The sequence below is a fragment of the Aerococcus sp. L_32 genome (genome assembly GCF_050689315.1).
Map to the genome: position 1 here is coordinate 1 of NZ_JBOEQF010000042.1, position 14706 is coordinate 14706.

Annotated in this window: 18 protein-coding genes and 1 tRNA gene; 15 read left to right on the forward strand and 4 right to left on the reverse strand. The window is 35.6% G+C overall.

From position 1 onward, the window contains the following. Nucleotides 1-146 precede the first annotated feature (146 nt). The 3 genes from ACRCJ0_RS04570 to ACRCJ0_RS04580 all read right to left on the reverse strand — a co-directional run bounded on the left by ACRCJ0_RS04570 (nt 147) and on the right by ACRCJ0_RS04580 (nt 3120). Nucleotides 147-506 carry a DUF1304 domain-containing protein gene (locus ACRCJ0_RS04570; RefSeq protein ID WP_419971312.1) on the reverse strand — a complete coding sequence of 120 codons (360 nt, stop codon included), beginning with the start codon at nt 504-506 and terminating at the stop codon, nt 147-149. A 313-nt stretch (nt 507-819) separates the two neighbouring features. Beyond that, a complete protein-coding gene (locus ACRCJ0_RS04575) occupies nt 820-1968 on the reverse strand; it encodes a tyrosine-type recombinase/integrase (protein WP_431389638.1) in 1149 nt (382 codons plus the stop codon). 51 nt (nt 1969-2019) lie between these two features. Further along, nucleotides 2020-3120, reverse strand: a complete 1101-nt coding sequence (locus ACRCJ0_RS04580; protein WP_431389639.1) for a helix-turn-helix domain-containing protein — start codon at nt 3118-3120, stop codon at nt 2020-2022. A gap of 157 nt (nt 3121-3277) precedes the next feature. On the opposite strand from ACRCJ0_RS04580, the gene ACRCJ0_RS04585 reads away from it, so the two are divergent. The 13 genes from ACRCJ0_RS04585 (at nt 3278) to ACRCJ0_RS04645 (ending at nt 12310) form a co-directional block, all read left to right on the forward strand. Next, entirely contained in the window at nt 3278-3487 is a 210-nt protein-coding gene (locus ACRCJ0_RS04585) for a helix-turn-helix domain-containing protein (RefSeq protein ID WP_418151645.1), read from the forward strand. A 29-nt stretch (nt 3488-3516) separates the two neighbouring features. Beyond that, the gene (locus ACRCJ0_RS04590) at nt 3517-3813 is read left to right on the forward strand and encodes a helix-turn-helix domain-containing protein (protein ID WP_431389640.1); all 297 of its coding nucleotides are present in this window, start codon (nt 3517-3519) and stop codon (nt 3811-3813) included. A 100-nt stretch (nt 3814-3913) separates the two neighbouring features. Further along, complete coding sequence (locus tag ACRCJ0_RS04595) at nt 3914-4132, forward strand: hypothetical protein (protein ID WP_431389641.1); 219 nt, start codon at nt 3914-3916, stop codon at nt 4130-4132. 156 nt (nt 4133-4288) lie between these two features. After that, on the forward strand, nt 4289-4555 hold the full coding sequence (locus ACRCJ0_RS04600) for a hypothetical protein (RefSeq protein WP_431389642.1): 267 nt from the start codon (nt 4289-4291) through the stop codon (nt 4553-4555). 214 nt (nt 4556-4769) lie between these two features. Beyond that, a complete protein-coding gene (locus ACRCJ0_RS04605) occupies nt 4770-8051 on the forward strand; it encodes a DEAD/DEAH box helicase family protein (protein WP_431389643.1) in 3282 nt (1093 codons plus the stop codon). Nucleotides 8052-8259: 208 nt separating this feature from the next. Further along, on the forward strand, nt 8260-8616 hold the full coding sequence (locus ACRCJ0_RS04610; protein WP_418151640.1) for a hypothetical protein: 357 nt from the start codon (nt 8260-8262) through the stop codon (nt 8614-8616). Between the two features lie 106 nt (nt 8617-8722). Continuing rightward, nucleotides 8723-9067: a hypothetical protein gene (locus ACRCJ0_RS04615; protein WP_431389644.1), complete on the forward strand. Its 345-nt coding sequence runs from the start codon at nt 8723-8725 to the stop codon at nt 9065-9067. A gap of 94 nt (nt 9068-9161) precedes the next feature. Next, the gene (locus ACRCJ0_RS04620) at nt 9162-9683 is read left to right on the forward strand and encodes a hypothetical protein (RefSeq protein ID WP_431389645.1); all 522 of its coding nucleotides are present in this window, start codon (nt 9162-9164) and stop codon (nt 9681-9683) included. A gap of 15 nt (nt 9684-9698) precedes the next feature. Next, a complete protein-coding gene (locus ACRCJ0_RS04625; protein ID WP_431389646.1) occupies nt 9699-10160 on the forward strand; it encodes a hypothetical protein in 462 nt (153 codons plus the stop codon). Nucleotides 10161-10794: 634 nt separating this feature from the next. After that, on the forward strand, nt 10795-10974 hold the full coding sequence (locus ACRCJ0_RS04630) for a hypothetical protein (RefSeq protein ID WP_431389647.1): 180 nt from the start codon (nt 10795-10797) through the stop codon (nt 10972-10974). A 54-nt stretch (nt 10975-11028) separates the two neighbouring features. After that, on the forward strand, nt 11029-11394 hold the full coding sequence (locus ACRCJ0_RS04635; RefSeq protein WP_431389648.1) for a hypothetical protein: 366 nt from the start codon (nt 11029-11031) through the stop codon (nt 11392-11394). Nucleotides 11395-11406: 12 nt separating this feature from the next. Next, the gene (locus ACRCJ0_RS04640; RefSeq protein WP_431389649.1) at nt 11407-11970 is read left to right on the forward strand and encodes a hypothetical protein; all 564 of its coding nucleotides are present in this window, start codon (nt 11407-11409) and stop codon (nt 11968-11970) included. A gap of 91 nt (nt 11971-12061) precedes the next feature. Continuing rightward, a complete protein-coding gene (locus tag ACRCJ0_RS04645; RefSeq protein WP_431389650.1) occupies nt 12062-12310 on the forward strand; it encodes a hypothetical protein in 249 nt (82 codons plus the stop codon). A 205-nt stretch (nt 12311-12515) separates the two neighbouring features. Here ACRCJ0_RS04645 and ACRCJ0_RS04650 read toward each other — a convergent pair. Then, a tRNA-Arg gene (locus ACRCJ0_RS04650) sits at nt 12516-12587 on the reverse strand. 295 nt (nt 12588-12882) lie between these two features. On the opposite strand from ACRCJ0_RS04650, the gene clpP reads away from it, so the two are divergent. Both clpP and ACRCJ0_RS04660 read left to right on the forward strand, forming a co-directional pair. Further along, on the forward strand, nt 12883-13479 hold the full coding sequence (gene clpP, locus ACRCJ0_RS04655) for an ATP-dependent Clp endopeptidase proteolytic subunit ClpP (protein ID WP_003140760.1): 597 nt from the start codon (nt 12883-12885) through the stop codon (nt 13477-13479). Nucleotides 13480-13791: 312 nt separating this feature from the next. Next, nucleotides 13792-14706, forward strand: a 915-nt coding sequence (locus tag ACRCJ0_RS04660; RefSeq protein WP_431389651.1) for a sugar-binding transcriptional regulator, incomplete at its 3' end; no start/stop codon positions are given.

Sequence of the window (14706 nt, forward strand, 5' to 3'; positions counted from 1 at the left end):
CCCTCCCGATTTTTTTGTTTATTATTTTTTATATGATCGATAATAAAATAACTACCTAAATATTTGTTCACAAATGACGCAAAAAAAATAGAGAGTTAAACTAAGGTTCAAATAATTATCTACCGTGTATGACTCTGTGCATTCTATTATAGAAAGGTTGATAATAAGGCTAAAATAGATAGTCCACCTTGTGTCAATATAATTTTTTTACTACTAGTGAAGCTACCATATGTGGCCACTAAAATAATGTAGACAAATATCATACGAACAATTTCAATAGGAGCGCTACTGAAAAATAATGCATATAATAGCCCTAGACCAATAAGACCATTATATATGCCCATATTTTTTAATAAGGTATTCAGTGATTTTCCTTTCAACTCATCTCTTCCCATATTGAATATTCTACTTGTTTGGACTGATGTAGTAGTAATAGTTTGTATATACATGATATAAAAAAATTCTAAAGCGACTAAAAAAGTTAATACAGTTGTTATAACTGACATGGTTCATCCCTCCTCTTAACTCACGAAGTAATCTTCGTTTTCTAAATATAAAACATTTTTATGAATTTTCAAAGGATTTTATATGCAATGTTAAGCTGCATTAACATAAACACTTAAAAAAGGGAAATTACAAAACTTTATAGTATAAGTAAAAAAAGCTGTTACTCATAAATAGCAACAACTTAATAATTTTTCATTTAAATACGCCCGGAGGGAATCGAACCCCTTACCTAATGGAACATTCTTATATCAAGGTTTATAGATGCTATTATTTCTGATATTGAGTATCTCTCATGCTATTACTCATGTTTTATTAAAAATCAACATATTTTGCAAACATTTGAGCCGAATTATCCCGACTAGATTTTGTTACGTGAGTATAAACATTCATAGTCGTCTGAATATCAGAATGACCCAATCGATCCATAACGTCTTTCATCGGTACACCAGCTTCAAAAAGTAGTGAACAATTTGTATGACGGAAACCATGTATATTCATCATAGGTAAATCAAACCTCTTACATATTTTAACCAGTGCATTTCGAGGTGCCATAGTATTTAATGGGGTATTATCCTTCCACTTACTGAATATGTATTGATTGGGCTGAATAGCATTGAAGCCAAAACCGATTAGAGTTTTTGCCTGTTCAGCTTTCCATGCTTTGAGTATCTTAATGGTATTATCGTCGATGGTAATTGTTCGTACACTAGATTCGTTCTTGGTAGATCCTACATACTGACCATTCTCGCCACGTTTAACGGCTTTATTGACGGTCAACAGACCTTGGTTAGTGTCGATATCATCCCATGTTAAAGCGAGCGCCTCGCCACGTCTAAGACCAGTAAAGGCTAATATACGGAAGAACGCCTCCCATTTGCGTGTATTCATTTTAGCTAGGCAAGTCATGAACGTTTCCAGTTGTTCCTTTGTGTAGAAATCTAGCGTTTCCTTTTCTTGTTTAACTAAGGGCTTGCTAGGCAAAATAACAAAATCGCAAGGGTTTTCCTTGATGTATTTTAGTTTATAAGCGTATTTCAATACACGATTAAACTTATTGAATACTTTCCTATATTCTTGTAGAATCTCACGCCATTCATGAACAGCAGCTTGAACTTGGCTAACTTGTATTTTATCGATATAATATTTACCAAAGCGAGGGAGAATATGCGTTCTGAATACTTGTTTCGTTTTAACTAGGGTACTTTGTTCGACATCCTTCTCGTAAATTAAAAGCCACTCTTGATAGAGAGCCTCAAAGGTCATTCTTTGGGGTTCTTTTTTTATACCCTCATTTTGAAATTCCACCTTGGCATTATTGTAATAATGTTGTGCCTCTTTCTTAGTTTTAAAACCACGCTTGTTAGCATAAATTTGCTTACCAGTTAGGGAATCGACACCTAAATAACCTCTTATATGCCAAAAAACGCCCTTAGATGTTGAATACTGTTTGTAACTTGCCATGTTATCCACCTTCCTAGAGTGCTACCCACATTCAAGAAAGGAAAAGATGTTTTATCTATTTAAATTATTTTGTATTTGTTCCATCAATCTATTATTGTCAGAAATATTTTTTTCAATACCACTTTTAAATAGGTCTACCGCCATTTGAGAATTTAAATCACTTGAAAATTGTTTCCTGTTACCAATTTCATTTATTATGTCGCCGTCATCTAATAGCTCACTAAAATATCGATTGGCAAATTCCAAATAATCAATATAGCTTGCCCCGTCATATATCCTAATGTCTGATTTGCCGTTTTGGTAATCTAAATTTGCATCATACACTTGATTGATAGAATCGCTATATTGTAATTGTTCTATTTCTTCATAACTTTTTATAATATCCGCAAATGTTGATTTTGTATCTTCGAACGCCTGTAATTCTTTTTCACTCTGAATAATATAACTAGCTTTTAAACTTTGCTCCACTTGATCCTTAACAAGAAGTTGGTAATTTTCATCGGTATTTACATATACATATTTTTTACCCTTTAAATATGGAATGTTTTCTGAAAAATAAATTAAATCTTCTTTTATAGTGGGGAACTCGTTTTCCTTGTTAAATGTTTCATCGAAGTAATTTAAACCTATTTTGTCGGTAAAGGCTTGAGCTATTGCCATAATTCTATCTCTTGCATAGAACTCTTTTCGCAAATTGGTTGCCCCGTATTTTTCGATTCGACCTCTCAACAAAGGTAAAAAATCTTCCTCAATTTCCGAAAGTAATTCACTGGCTTCAATTAGTTTATCATTCACTATCAACCAATTAACCTCATCAACGATGAGTGGGTCAACTTCCAAATCGCTATTTTTAGTATCTTTTCTGCCAGCTATTTTTTTCAGACTTAACAAGCATTCATCATAAATTTTTTTAACGTCTACGCCTCCGTACAATATAGATTCTACGGACTTGCCTCCGATGTCAGCAATTGCTTTTAACCGTTCATTGTTAGGTAAGGAAATACCATTTTCCCACCTCGATATAATACCCTCTTTTACTCTGTCAGTGTTTAGAATTTCCCCAATTTGAATACCAAATTCTTTTAAGGAATAACCATTTTCTTTTCTGATTCTTTTAATTTCAATTCCTACTTTAATTTTATCAATATCCACAAGAGCACACCTCCTCATAATGATAATAACATTTTTCATTACGTTCTAAAAGAATTATTTACGTATTGTTACGTAATTACTCTTGACTTACGTATTTTTACGTGTTTAAATAAGAGTGTAAAATAATTTACGAATATTTACGAAGGAGGGAAAAGATATGAAAAACAACTTTTCAATTGTATTAGCCACAAAACATAAGAAAGTGGCTGATGTTCATAAAGATACTGGTTTATCTAAAGATAGTTTAACAAAATTCTACTATCAAAGAACAATACCATCAGGAAGAACACTAATCACATTAGCAGAATACCTAGATTGTTCTATTGATGAGCTATTAGGGTTAAAACCTTATGTAGTAGAAGTTTAGGAATTACCGCATTGAAAGGAGAATCGCTAATGGAGAATGCAAACACGTTTGATGATTTATCTAATTTGTTTAAAGAGGCGTTCGAGAACTTTTTTAGAGAGGCGACATTAAAAGGCTACCAACAAGGGTTTGAACAAGCCCAACGTGATGCCAATGTTAATAATGAGTATTTAAGTTTTGGTCAAGCTGCTAAATTCGTATCAATTAGCCGTAACACTTTGAGCAAGTGGATAGAGTTAGGTTTACCGACTTATGCGATTGACGGAAAGAAAATAATTAAAAGATCAGAATTACAAAACTTCATTTCTCAACACAAAATAAATTAAAAAACGAGTGCTACCCACATTCAATAAAGGAAATGAAAAAAGTAGAAAAAATGAGAGTGTTCCCGCACCAAAGGAAATGAAATAGAAAGTAGGAAAAATAATGAACAATAAAGAGATTTTAGATTTTGCATGGCAAGGTGTTATTGCTGAAATGGACAAACTAACAGTACAGCCAACGATAGAGAATATGGAGAAGTACGGTATTTCAAAAGATGATGAAGGTATAGGCACCATTACTGGAATTATCACTGATGAAGCTAAATACATGGATCTATACAATAAGCAAGATTGGCTATGGGAGCAATTGAACGAAGAATAACTGATGAAAAAGAGGGCATAAAAAAAGACTTAGCAGAGCGCACACTCCACCAAGTCGGACAGCTTTTGAATTACCACACTCATTAGCTTTTTATGCCTTTATTATACAACAAATAGAAACTAAAAACAATAATTGTATATAAAAGGAGAATTTACCATGAATAAATTAAATTATAAAGACGAGTTACAAATGACAACGTACGAAGGAATTCAAGAAACCCAAATATTAAGTGATTATTTAAGCGAGTTAGAGCGCTTAGTTGTCGAATTTGAACAGGACAGAACGCACGATAATTTGAATGCACTTGCTTTTGAAGTAACTAGATCAGTTGACCACCTAGTGTATTTGAATAATCACGTCTTATATAAACTTATTCAAATTGAAGAACTCACCAGCATTGATGTAGATGTTGAGGAGGCGTAAAAAATGCAAAAATATATGACAAAACAGCAATTCATAAATTTCAAACAATGGCAATGGTGCTACATACACAGTTTATCAGTGGTGCTCATATTATTTGTAGATTTGAAGCTAGCAATTGCGTGCGGTCTAGTTGGGGCTTATAGCCTCCTAAAATGTGCACAATGGGGTTTGTTCGACAGCTAACAGCATTATTCATCGGAAGGGAGGGCTGGTAATGACAGTAGATACGATGAACACAATTACCAATACAAACATCGTAACAAGTCAACAAAAGCATTTTGTGAAGTTTGTAGATATTCAGTTAAGTACTAAGCCCTCAAAGTCTGATACCAAGACATTCAACGCTTTATACCAGCGTATGAAGCAACAGTTTTCTCGTGAAATGACTGTATATGAGTTGTTAGAACTTGCTACAAATGGCTTTTCTTTTCAAGTTGGAAACTATTCTTTTAATCTAACAGGCGAGCAAAAACGAGATATCCGAGAGTTACAAAGAGAAGATAATGCCGAAGCACTTGCTTACATTGAAAATATCAAGGCGAAAGGCAATAAGCGAGTTTCTACTTCCTTAATTGTGGTGGATATTGATGACGACTTTTCAGAATACCCACCCCACGAAGTATTTGAAAATAGCAATGCTAGTGGGGGTTATTTTACATTCTCCCACCGAACCATATCAGAACATAGTCTAAGACCACAAAACGCTTATAGGTTGATATTTGAGTTATCAAAACCCGTTAGCAATCAGTTAGCTGAATATATTGAAACTAGACTGATTGAAGAACTGAAATCTAAATTCCCTCGTATAGCTTTAATGGATGGAGCAGACATCGAACCAACTTTATCGAAGCAGTTTATTTTTGGTTCGAGAAACAAGGATATTTACTACAACCCTATGAACGTGATTGATGTTGAACCATACAAGGATGAATTTAAGTCATTTGAAGATTTAAAAGTATTTGAACAAATGCTAGCTAACCAAAGCAGATACCAGCAAGCACCAATCACAAGCAAAGAGTATATCGCTATGGCTGAATTTTATGGAAGGAACGGAAGTCAGTTAGATTATGGTTCGTGGATCAGTACAACGCTAGGAATCGCCCATTCAAGCAAAATGGGTTTGTTAGACGAAACAAGCGCCGTCAGAGCCATGCAAGCGTTCGATGCCGACAATCACGAATTGGAATTCTATCAAAAAATTTATGATAAAGCAGACGAAACCAAGCCCAACGCAAGTACGATTGCCTCGCTTGTATATCATGCAAAAAAAGTTAGTTATAAGTCGTCAAAGGAATTTAAGTATAATAACCCACCAATTGACGAGAACGAGCTTAAAACGGCTTTAAAAGACATTCATGTAGACAGACAACTCAAGCAAGAGCAACTAATGGATATTATCCAAGACGGACACAAAAACGTTCTTCTAAACAGCCCTACCGGTTCGGGTAAAACAACTGCAACCGTCAACGCACTTAAACGATACCTAGACACCCACGATAATGCAGTTGCCTATATAGCTATGCCGAGTAAGGTATTGGCTGAACAAACGGCTTCTAATCACAATCTGGGCAGGGCTTTTATTGGCAGGTTAAATATCCAAAACGTTATTCAACAAAATTTAACAAAAACTAAAATGAAGTTATTTGTCGGTTCGTACGATAAAACGAAAAAGGTTATTCAAAATTTACACGCTGATGGGAAAGAAGTCATTCTAGTAGCGGACGAGGTACACAAATTTTTAAGCGACTATTCTTATCGTTCTAAGGCAATTAACGAGGTATTAGATGTTGCTAAGCAAGATAACGTCAAGATGATTGGGTTAAGTGGAACACCCGAGATATTAGATTATTCAGAGTTTGATGTTATTTATAACGTGATCCAGCAGAATGCTATCAAACCCTATTCAAAAATAGATTTTGCAATTTATCAAGATGCCAAATCATTTGAAAGTGAAACAACTGCTTTGATTTTCAATGAAGTGAAAAAAGGCAACAAGGTATTGGCTTTTGTGAATAACAAGAATGCTATTAAAAACATTGAATCAGTACTAACTAAACAAAGAATTAAAGTTGGTACGATTACCAGCGAAACGACACGACAGGCAGAGAACGAAAGCACATATAAATACCTTGTCAAGAATGAGAGGTTTCCAAATGGCGTGGACGTGATTCTAGCAACCGTCGCAATAGCCGATGGAATCAACATATTGAACGAGAATAGTCATTATGTTTGCATGATTAGCCCCCATTACAGTTTATCCAAGTTGTTTGACCTAGCCACCATTAAACAGGCGGTAAACAGGTTTCGTAACCCTTATGAAAAAATTGTTATTCCTATGTTTGTAAAAAAAGATATAGAAAAAGATGAAAAAGACGGTGGAGATCCTGAACGTGCGAATCGTTATAAGGCTTTTAACCTAGAATACCGATATAAATCGCTTATACAGCAATCAGAAGGCATTCAAAAATACTTGAAAGACCGTTTCTATGACCGATTGCACACCTACACACCTAGTTTGTTTGAACGGCTAACAGGGTTCAGAAGTCGAGTGTACCAGCAGAGTGAAGCTGATAAAGAATTTATCAAAATTGCACTCATGGAAGAACAAAAGAAAAATGCAAGACCTCAATTGCCATACGATGAAAATGCGGTTCTTGAACTTGAACGGATGCGTGAATCACTATTCGAGATTGATTATAGATATTTGAGAAAAGAAGCCACCACGGCAATGAACGACTATTACAGCTATTTCCCAAAGGCTTTCATTACTCAAGTTACTAGATACCTTGAAGTCGATTCTAATAATTATTTCGCCAGTGAATACATAAAAGATAATGATGCCAGCAGTGAAATTGACAGTAATTTTAGGGCGATTCATAAGGGCATTATGGAAAGTGAAAAAAAGAAGGCTGAAAATGTTGCGCAGATTCTATCCGAACCGTTATTCGTCAAACTCCAAAGGGAATTTTTTGAAACGGACAAGATTGATGAGGATGTAGATCCAGCCGATTATTTGTTACAGGCGATGAACAAGCACCACGGTAAAGCAACTTTTGAATTGGTTAAATTCTGTACTTACGAGCAGACGATTCACGAGTTAAGGCGAATTAAAAAACGGGCGCAAATGTATGAGTTGAGAAATCAATTGCGTACAGTGACAGAAATCGAAGGTTTCCAACACAACAAAGGACGTAAGTCAGCCACCCAACTATTATTGGCTGAATTGATTAAGAGATTGCAAGAATCAAATAAAAAGGTTTCAACCGAGGACGAAAAAGCAATCATGAAGCAAGTCGCATCCAAATTTAAGACTACTTCTAAAAAAGTTAAGGAGGTTTACAACAGAATGATTGTTTATGATTCTATGAAAAATGGGAAAGGGAATATTGTCAAAAAAAATTACCAACTGATTAGCCTAGATTATATTGCAAAAGAACATAAATTTGCTTATGAAGAAGTTTGTGAAATGTACAAGATTGTAAAGAAAATTTATTAACGGAGTTTATTCACCCGTTTTATTATAAATATATATCATTAAATTATCGAATAAACTCCGTCGCCTAACCATTACTGCCACAAGGGATAGCGTAAAAGTTTACCGGCGAAAAAACACCCATTTTTAACCCCCTAAATTTCGCCGGAAAAACTACTTAAAAACAGCTAAAAATCGACCATTAAAAAAATCACAAGAGGAGAAAATCACAATGACTATTGAAGAATTACAACTGGAATATGACAGATTATTTGATAACTATACTCAACGACACAGCGAAACCATCACTTTAAAAGTCGAGAAAGAAAAATTAGAGAAGGAAATCGAAAATCTAAAAAATGAAATTGACGGCTTAGATTATGACGTCCGTATGTTGAATGTAAAATATGATGAATTGAATCTAGAGTACGAAGATTCAGAGTACGACCGAGATAATTTATATTGGGATTATTGGGAGTTAAAAGAAAAGTGCGATAAGGCATACCAAATTGCTAATCAATACTTGATGAATCAAGCGAGTTTAGAGGAAGTGCTAGACGGCATTATGTTATTAAATTCTGATAATTGATTTAAGAATTCAGAAAAAAACGGAGGCATAAAACATGGAACAGCTAAAAGAATTACCACACAGACACCAGCAGATACTAGCTTTTATTCCTAATGGATCCGACACGATGGTTACTAGAGTTGAATTAGTCAAATTGAGTGGACTAAGCGAGCGAGATGTTTACCAAATTTTGAATGACCTCACAATGAAATACGATATTCCAATTGGCTCATCACGAGATAACCAAAATTATGGCTATTATATTCCAATGAGTGAAGCAGAAAAGAATGACGGTATTCGTTCACTGGAAGAACAAGGCAACACGATGCTGAAACGAGCTGAAAAGGTTAGAAATGCTGATATTGAAACGGCACTGGCTTACAAAGAGAAATACAAGCTGACACCAGCCAATATACCAGTACAAACGACACTCCAATTCAATTACGAGCGTTCTGTTACGTCCTTAAATTAAAGGGGCGATGAATGACTTTGAAGCAGGCGAGATTACCACCACGCAAGCTATATTGTTGCTATTACTAATGTTTTAATGAAGGGGATTTATATAAATGAAAATTACAGATACAAAACTACAAGAGTTGAAGAATGCAATTGCCAAATCAGAAGAAAAGTTTCAAGCCAAAAAAGATAAGTTGCAAGTTGGTTTAGATAAAGCAATTAAAGACATTGAAAAAGCCACTGATGAATTGGATAAAGCCAAGTTAGGCGATGACCCAACCGCTTATAGTGAAGCCCGAAAAGCATTGCAATTGGCACAGGATGGCAAAGACTTTTTTGCACAGAAATTGGATAGTTTAGAAGATGAATCTTTATTGAGTGCTGATGAATATAAACGTATTGGTGGTGAAGCATTGGCGGAGGCGACAGTCAACAAAGAAAAGGCAGAGGCGGAAGTCAGCAAGTTATTAAGTAAGATTGAAGAAATTGCCAATGAACAAGCTACCTATACTCGAGAGTTAAACGATAATCTGAAATCACTTGGCTTACCAGCTAACAAAGATGGCTTCAAGCTGACCTACTTTAATACCTATATTCAAGCCAGCCCAGTATACAAAGAAATTGTTAAATAGAAAGGATACCGACTTATGACTAATGAAAAACCAATTTATGTAACAGATCCAGCGAGAGCCAAAGCACTAGCCGAATATGAGAAGTATGTATCAATGACCCCAGCGGAACAAAGAATGTACAACCAAGAAAATGGTAAACAGAACTTTACTGATAACGGTGGTATTGACATGGAAAACGTGCAGAAGGTAGCTGAAATCAAAGCTCAAGCCCGTGAAGATTACTACGCTAAACAGTCCGCAATTAGACAGGAAGAACTTGAAGCCGAACGACTTGAATCAGAAAAGCGTATGCAAAAGTTTGGAGAATATATAACCAAGAAGAACGAGGAAAAAGCCGAGCAAGAAATCGCCAAGGCTAAGGCTGAAGCTGATGAACATATCGATAGAACAGTCCGCCACGCCAACAATCTCAAGACGGAAGATGAACAAGAGAAAGACAACGCATTGAAGGATATGCTGAAAGGTTTATTAGGGTAATTCACTAGGCACAGGCGAATCATATCGCTTGTGTCTTTATATGATGTACACCGATGTATGAGATATAGGGGGGGGTACTGGTATAAAGCGAGGTAGCTTTAATTTTTACCCCACCCCTTACTTATACACCGACACCCTACCATGCACCAGCAACCCAACTACCCACAACCTAGGTCTACCATGCACCACACAGCGCCTCACAGCGCCTCATTTATACAAAGTTAAGAAGATAACTGTTTATTTATTTATTATTTTATTTATTTATTTAAATAATCTTTTATATTATCCAATTGACCTATCCAGTTGAGTGACCCCAGCAGTATAAACATAGCTAGACAGCAACCAAGAATCTAATGATGATTAAAAAATATTGTGGCGATGTTGTGTCCAGCTAATCGAGTTTAGATAGTTACAAACAGAGGATATAATCTTTAAAAAAATAAATTTAAAAAACTTTATAACAATTCTATTCACGCAATCAAATATAGTCATATAAGGTAAATGCTTGCGTTCTAAGGCGTTTAAAAACACGGGGCTTGGGAATCCCACCCCCACCCCAAATTAAGGACTTCATGCCGTACTGCTCATATTTTCGCGTGTTAAATCATTCAAAAATAAAGGAAGTGAACTAAAAATGATAAAACAATGCTCTATTTGCGGTAATGACTTTGAAGCACCCACCAATAACGCTAAATATTGTAGTGATCCATGTAAGAAAAAAGGGCGGAAGTTATCTCAAAGAGAATGGCGTGCTAACCACAAAGGCTATTTTAAAGAGAAGATGATTACCTACCGTAAGAAGAAAAATAACTAATAATGCTAACCTATCCAGTTGCGATGTACTTATTATCAAGAAGGAGGTTGAACGGTGTCATTTTATAGTAGACCTAAGTTTGTACTAAAAAGATGGAAGATATATGCCATGCACAAAGATGAGCTAAGCAAGTTTGAAATCAGTGATTACAGAAAAATTATGAACGCTTTAAAAAATGCACCTAAGCCATTGCTCCAATTTATACATAGTTTCTTTTATGAGCATGCTGAAATAGTTGAAGCCTACGGAACTAAAAGACATGTAGGGAGTGCATACACGAATAAACTCATGAAATACGATGATTATTGCGACATGGTGGGAATCACTAGACACGAATTTAATAGACTGATGACACAAGTTTGCTTACTGATGTATGAACACTACTTTGAAGAAACTAAAGACCAGTATTCCAAATTTTAGAGGGGGTTAGTCATGGAGAGCGCAACTGACAAAGAAATTAAGTACCATATTAGGCGACATGTAGCCTTGCCATATAAGATTAAACGACTAGAAGCAGAACGCCTTAAATCGCAATTATATGCGTATACAAAGCAGTCATTTACTGGCACCTCGCAATATGGTTTTTCAATAGATGATTACACGCAAGCTATGGATATTGAGCGGTTTGTTATTCGGTTGGTATTAGATCAAGAATCATTAGACAGGCAAATAAACGCCCTTAAATTGCGTTATAAGCTATTTCTAGAGTTGTTGCCTACACTTGACTACCCAACCCTTAAAAGCCTCTTAAAACACGAGTATTTGAGCGATTATGAAGTTATGGTTTATAATGAAATACAAGAAATCAATTACTACATTGACCAGCACAAACAAGCCAAAAGACAGCAGCAATCAGATAATGAAGTTGCTAGCCTAGATTTAACCGAAACTGATATTAACGCTATATTGACTAGTGATGATTGGGAAAGCACCAAAGAAACAAAGATTAGTGTATTGAATGCCGTTGAAGATGAGCTAATGGCGATGTTGGAATAATGCCTATTGTTTTGGCTATATAAATGTAGTATTTAATAGTAGATAGATTCAGAATAGGTCAAGAAAATGAACGTATAGGGTAGGTGGTAATATGGAATTAGTATCCAAAATGAATGTCGAGCGAGGGTTTAGCATTGATAGTTGGTTAAGGTCAAAAGGATATTCACTAAATTTTGATTATATTCGATTCGCCGACCATCCAACTGAAATATACACTTTGTTTATAGTTAAAGGGCTTGGACAGGAAACGTTTATTATATTTGTAATAGATGACGTGCTTCATATCTATAATACTGGAGGGCAAAAGGTAGATAACGTGATAGAGGATATTTTCAAATAAAAAAGCCATTAGCATACACAGCCAATAGCGAAATTTACTATCTTGAAAATGGGCAGCACTCTCTTATTGTTGAGTTGCTAAAACCTTTCATGTTATCCCTCATGTTCACTCATGAGAGCTTTTGAATAAATAGTTTTCAATAACTTACAAAACCTTATTATATCAATGCTTATAGCATGTTTTAAGACCTCTTGAAATGCTAAAATACGCCCGGAGGGAATCGAACCCCCATCATAAGAACCGGAATCTTATGTGATATCCATTACACTACGGGCGCAAAATTTTGTATATTTTGCCAAAAAAACAATAACAGAATTATTATAGCCTAGTTTTTAGTCAAATTCAAGCGTTTATGGGAATCTGGTAGTGTCAATTGTTATTAACAAGTGATAATGTCTTAGGTATTAACAAAGGGAAATGTCTCATTTTTAAAGCTAATGAAGGCCAGATATTGGGCAGAATGAACCTTGTATGCTAAAATGATAGAGCAAATCAAAAGGGTTATATTTGTTGACCAATTTTGACCATAAAGGTATAATAGCCATATACAAGTTTAAAAGGAGGACATTTAAATGAACTTAGTACCAACAGTTATTGAACAATCTTCTCGCGGTGAACGTGCTTATGATATCTACTCTCGTTTATTAAAAGACCGTATTATTATGTTGAGCGGGGAATTTAATGATGATTTAGCTAACTCAATTATCGCCCAATTGTTATTCTTAGATGCTCAAGACCCAGACAAGGATATCTACCTATACATCAATTCACCAGGTGGCTCTATCACTTCTGGTATGGCCATCTACGATACAATGCAATTCGTACATGCAGATGTACAAACAATTGTAATGGGTATGGCAGCATCAATGGGCTCATTTATTGCAGCTGCAGGTACTAAAGGTAAACGTTTTGCCTTACCAAATGCTGAGATCTTAATTCACCAACCATTAGGTGGCGCTCAAGGACAAGCTACTGAAATTGAAATCGCGGCTCGCCACATCTTGAAAACAAAAGAAAAAATGAACCGTCTATACTCTGAAATGACTGGGCAACCTGTAGAAGTGATTGAACGCGATACAGACCGAGACAACTGGTTAACAGCTGAAGAAGCGTTAGAATATGGTTTATTAGATCAAATCATGACTAAAAATGATGAATTAGAAAAATAATGAATACATTTTAAATCTGTAGAAGTGGGTTAAAGCCTGCTTCTTTTTTTAAGACGTACGATATAGCCCGTGGAGTATACCCTTAAATATACAATTTTTGTAAGGCATAATACCTGTCATGGCGGTATAAGAGAAAAGTGGCCCTAAAAGCTTGCAAGCGGATAAATTTATTGGTATGATTACTCTTGTAAAGAGGTGAGATTCGAAAGGATCAAATTTTTTTACCGTGAGGTGGTCAAAAAAAGACATCCTGGACAAAAAAAGTCCAAGTTTTTTTGCACTCAACGTTTTTGTACTAGGAAAGTGGGGACTATGGACGAATTATTTAAAAGTATTACTGAAGTAGTGCCGGAAGTTCAGAAGACCTATTTTGAGAGAATCACCGTATTACAGCGGATTTTCAAAGATGGTCCGATTGGTCGGAAGGGACTAGCTGAAAAGTTAGCAATTACCGAACGACCACTACGTACAATTACAGATGTTTTGAAACAGCAAGGTCTCATTGATTCTTCTCCCACGGGTATGATGATTACGCAAAAAGGGGAACGAGCAATTGCTACAGGTCAAGACTTGTGGCGGGATACAAATAAAATTCATCTACAAGAAAAACATTTGGCTGATGTGCTCAACATAGCAGATGCTCGAATTGTTTCAGGGGATATCGACCAGGATCAACATATTTTGTTTGAAATGGGTCTACAAGTTTCAAAATACTTAGACAAGAATTTACCAATGGGGAATCATACGATTGCTGTTACTGGTGGTTCAACTATGCTAGAGGTGAGTGGACATGTTCAATTAGCACCTTCTGCTGATAGACACTTTACTGTGGTCGCAGCCAGGGGTGGGATCGGAGATGCTTCAGCAACCCAAGCCAACACAATTAGCGATATTCTAGCGCAAAAGTTACACGGACATAATATTTCCTTATATGCTCCTGAGAATTTATCTGAGGTGGCAAATATGGCTTTAATGAATGATCCCGTGATTCAATCAACTTTAAAGCGGTTAAAAGAGGCTAACATTTTGCTTTTTAGTGTTGGTAATGCTAAAATTATGGCAAGGCGTAGGGGACTTGATTTAAAAAGTTCATCTAAGATTAAGAGTAACCACGCTGTAGGGGAAGTGTTCGGGTGTTTCTTTGATAAAGATGGGAACATTGTACATCGAATCCCTAGAATCGGCCTTCAACTTGAAGATTTGGCAGATATAGATTTGCCGATTCTA

Bases quoted from the DNA above. Each gene is read 5' to 3' on its own strand.
- ACRCJ0_RS04570 (WP_419971312.1), bottom strand. From the start codon at position 506: ATGTCAGTTATAACAACTGTATTAACTTTTTTAGTCGCTTTAGAATTT.
- ACRCJ0_RS04575 (WP_431389638.1), bottom strand. From the start codon at position 1,968: ATGGCAAGTTACAAACAGTATTCAACATCTAAGGGCGTTTTTTGGCAT.
- ACRCJ0_RS04585 (WP_418151645.1), top strand. From the start codon at position 3,278: ATGAAAAACAACTTTTCAATTGTATTAGCCACAAAACATAAGAAAGTG.
- ACRCJ0_RS04590 (WP_431389640.1), top strand. From the start codon at position 3,517: ATGGAGAATGCAAACACGTTTGATGATTTATCTAATTTGTTTAAAGAG.
- ACRCJ0_RS04595 (WP_431389641.1), top strand. From the start codon at position 3,914: ATGAACAATAAAGAGATTTTAGATTTTGCATGGCAAGGTGTTATTGCT.
- ACRCJ0_RS04600 (WP_431389642.1), top strand. From the start codon at position 4,289: ATGAATAAATTAAATTATAAAGACGAGTTACAAATGACAACGTACGAA.
- ACRCJ0_RS04605 (WP_431389643.1), top strand. From the start codon at position 4,770: ATGACAGTAGATACGATGAACACAATTACCAATACAAACATCGTAACA.
- ACRCJ0_RS04610 (WP_418151640.1), top strand. From the start codon at position 8,260: ATGACTATTGAAGAATTACAACTGGAATATGACAGATTATTTGATAAC.
- ACRCJ0_RS04615 (WP_431389644.1), top strand. From the start codon at position 8,723: ATGGTTACTAGAGTTGAATTAGTCAAATTGAGTGGACTAAGCGAGCGA.
- ACRCJ0_RS04620 (WP_431389645.1), top strand. From the start codon at position 9,162: ATGAAAATTACAGATACAAAACTACAAGAGTTGAAGAATGCAATTGCC.
- ACRCJ0_RS04625 (WP_431389646.1), top strand. From the start codon at position 9,699: ATGACTAATGAAAAACCAATTTATGTAACAGATCCAGCGAGAGCCAAA.
- ACRCJ0_RS04630 (WP_431389647.1), top strand. From the start codon at position 10,795: ATGATAAAACAATGCTCTATTTGCGGTAATGACTTTGAAGCACCCACC.
- ACRCJ0_RS04640 (WP_431389649.1), top strand. From the start codon at position 11,407: ATGGAGAGCGCAACTGACAAAGAAATTAAGTACCATATTAGGCGACAT.
- ACRCJ0_RS04645 (WP_431389650.1), top strand. From the start codon at position 12,062: ATGGAATTAGTATCCAAAATGAATGTCGAGCGAGGGTTTAGCATTGAT.
- clpP (WP_003140760.1), top strand. From the start codon at position 12,883: ATGAACTTAGTACCAACAGTTATTGAACAATCTTCTCGCGGTGAACGT.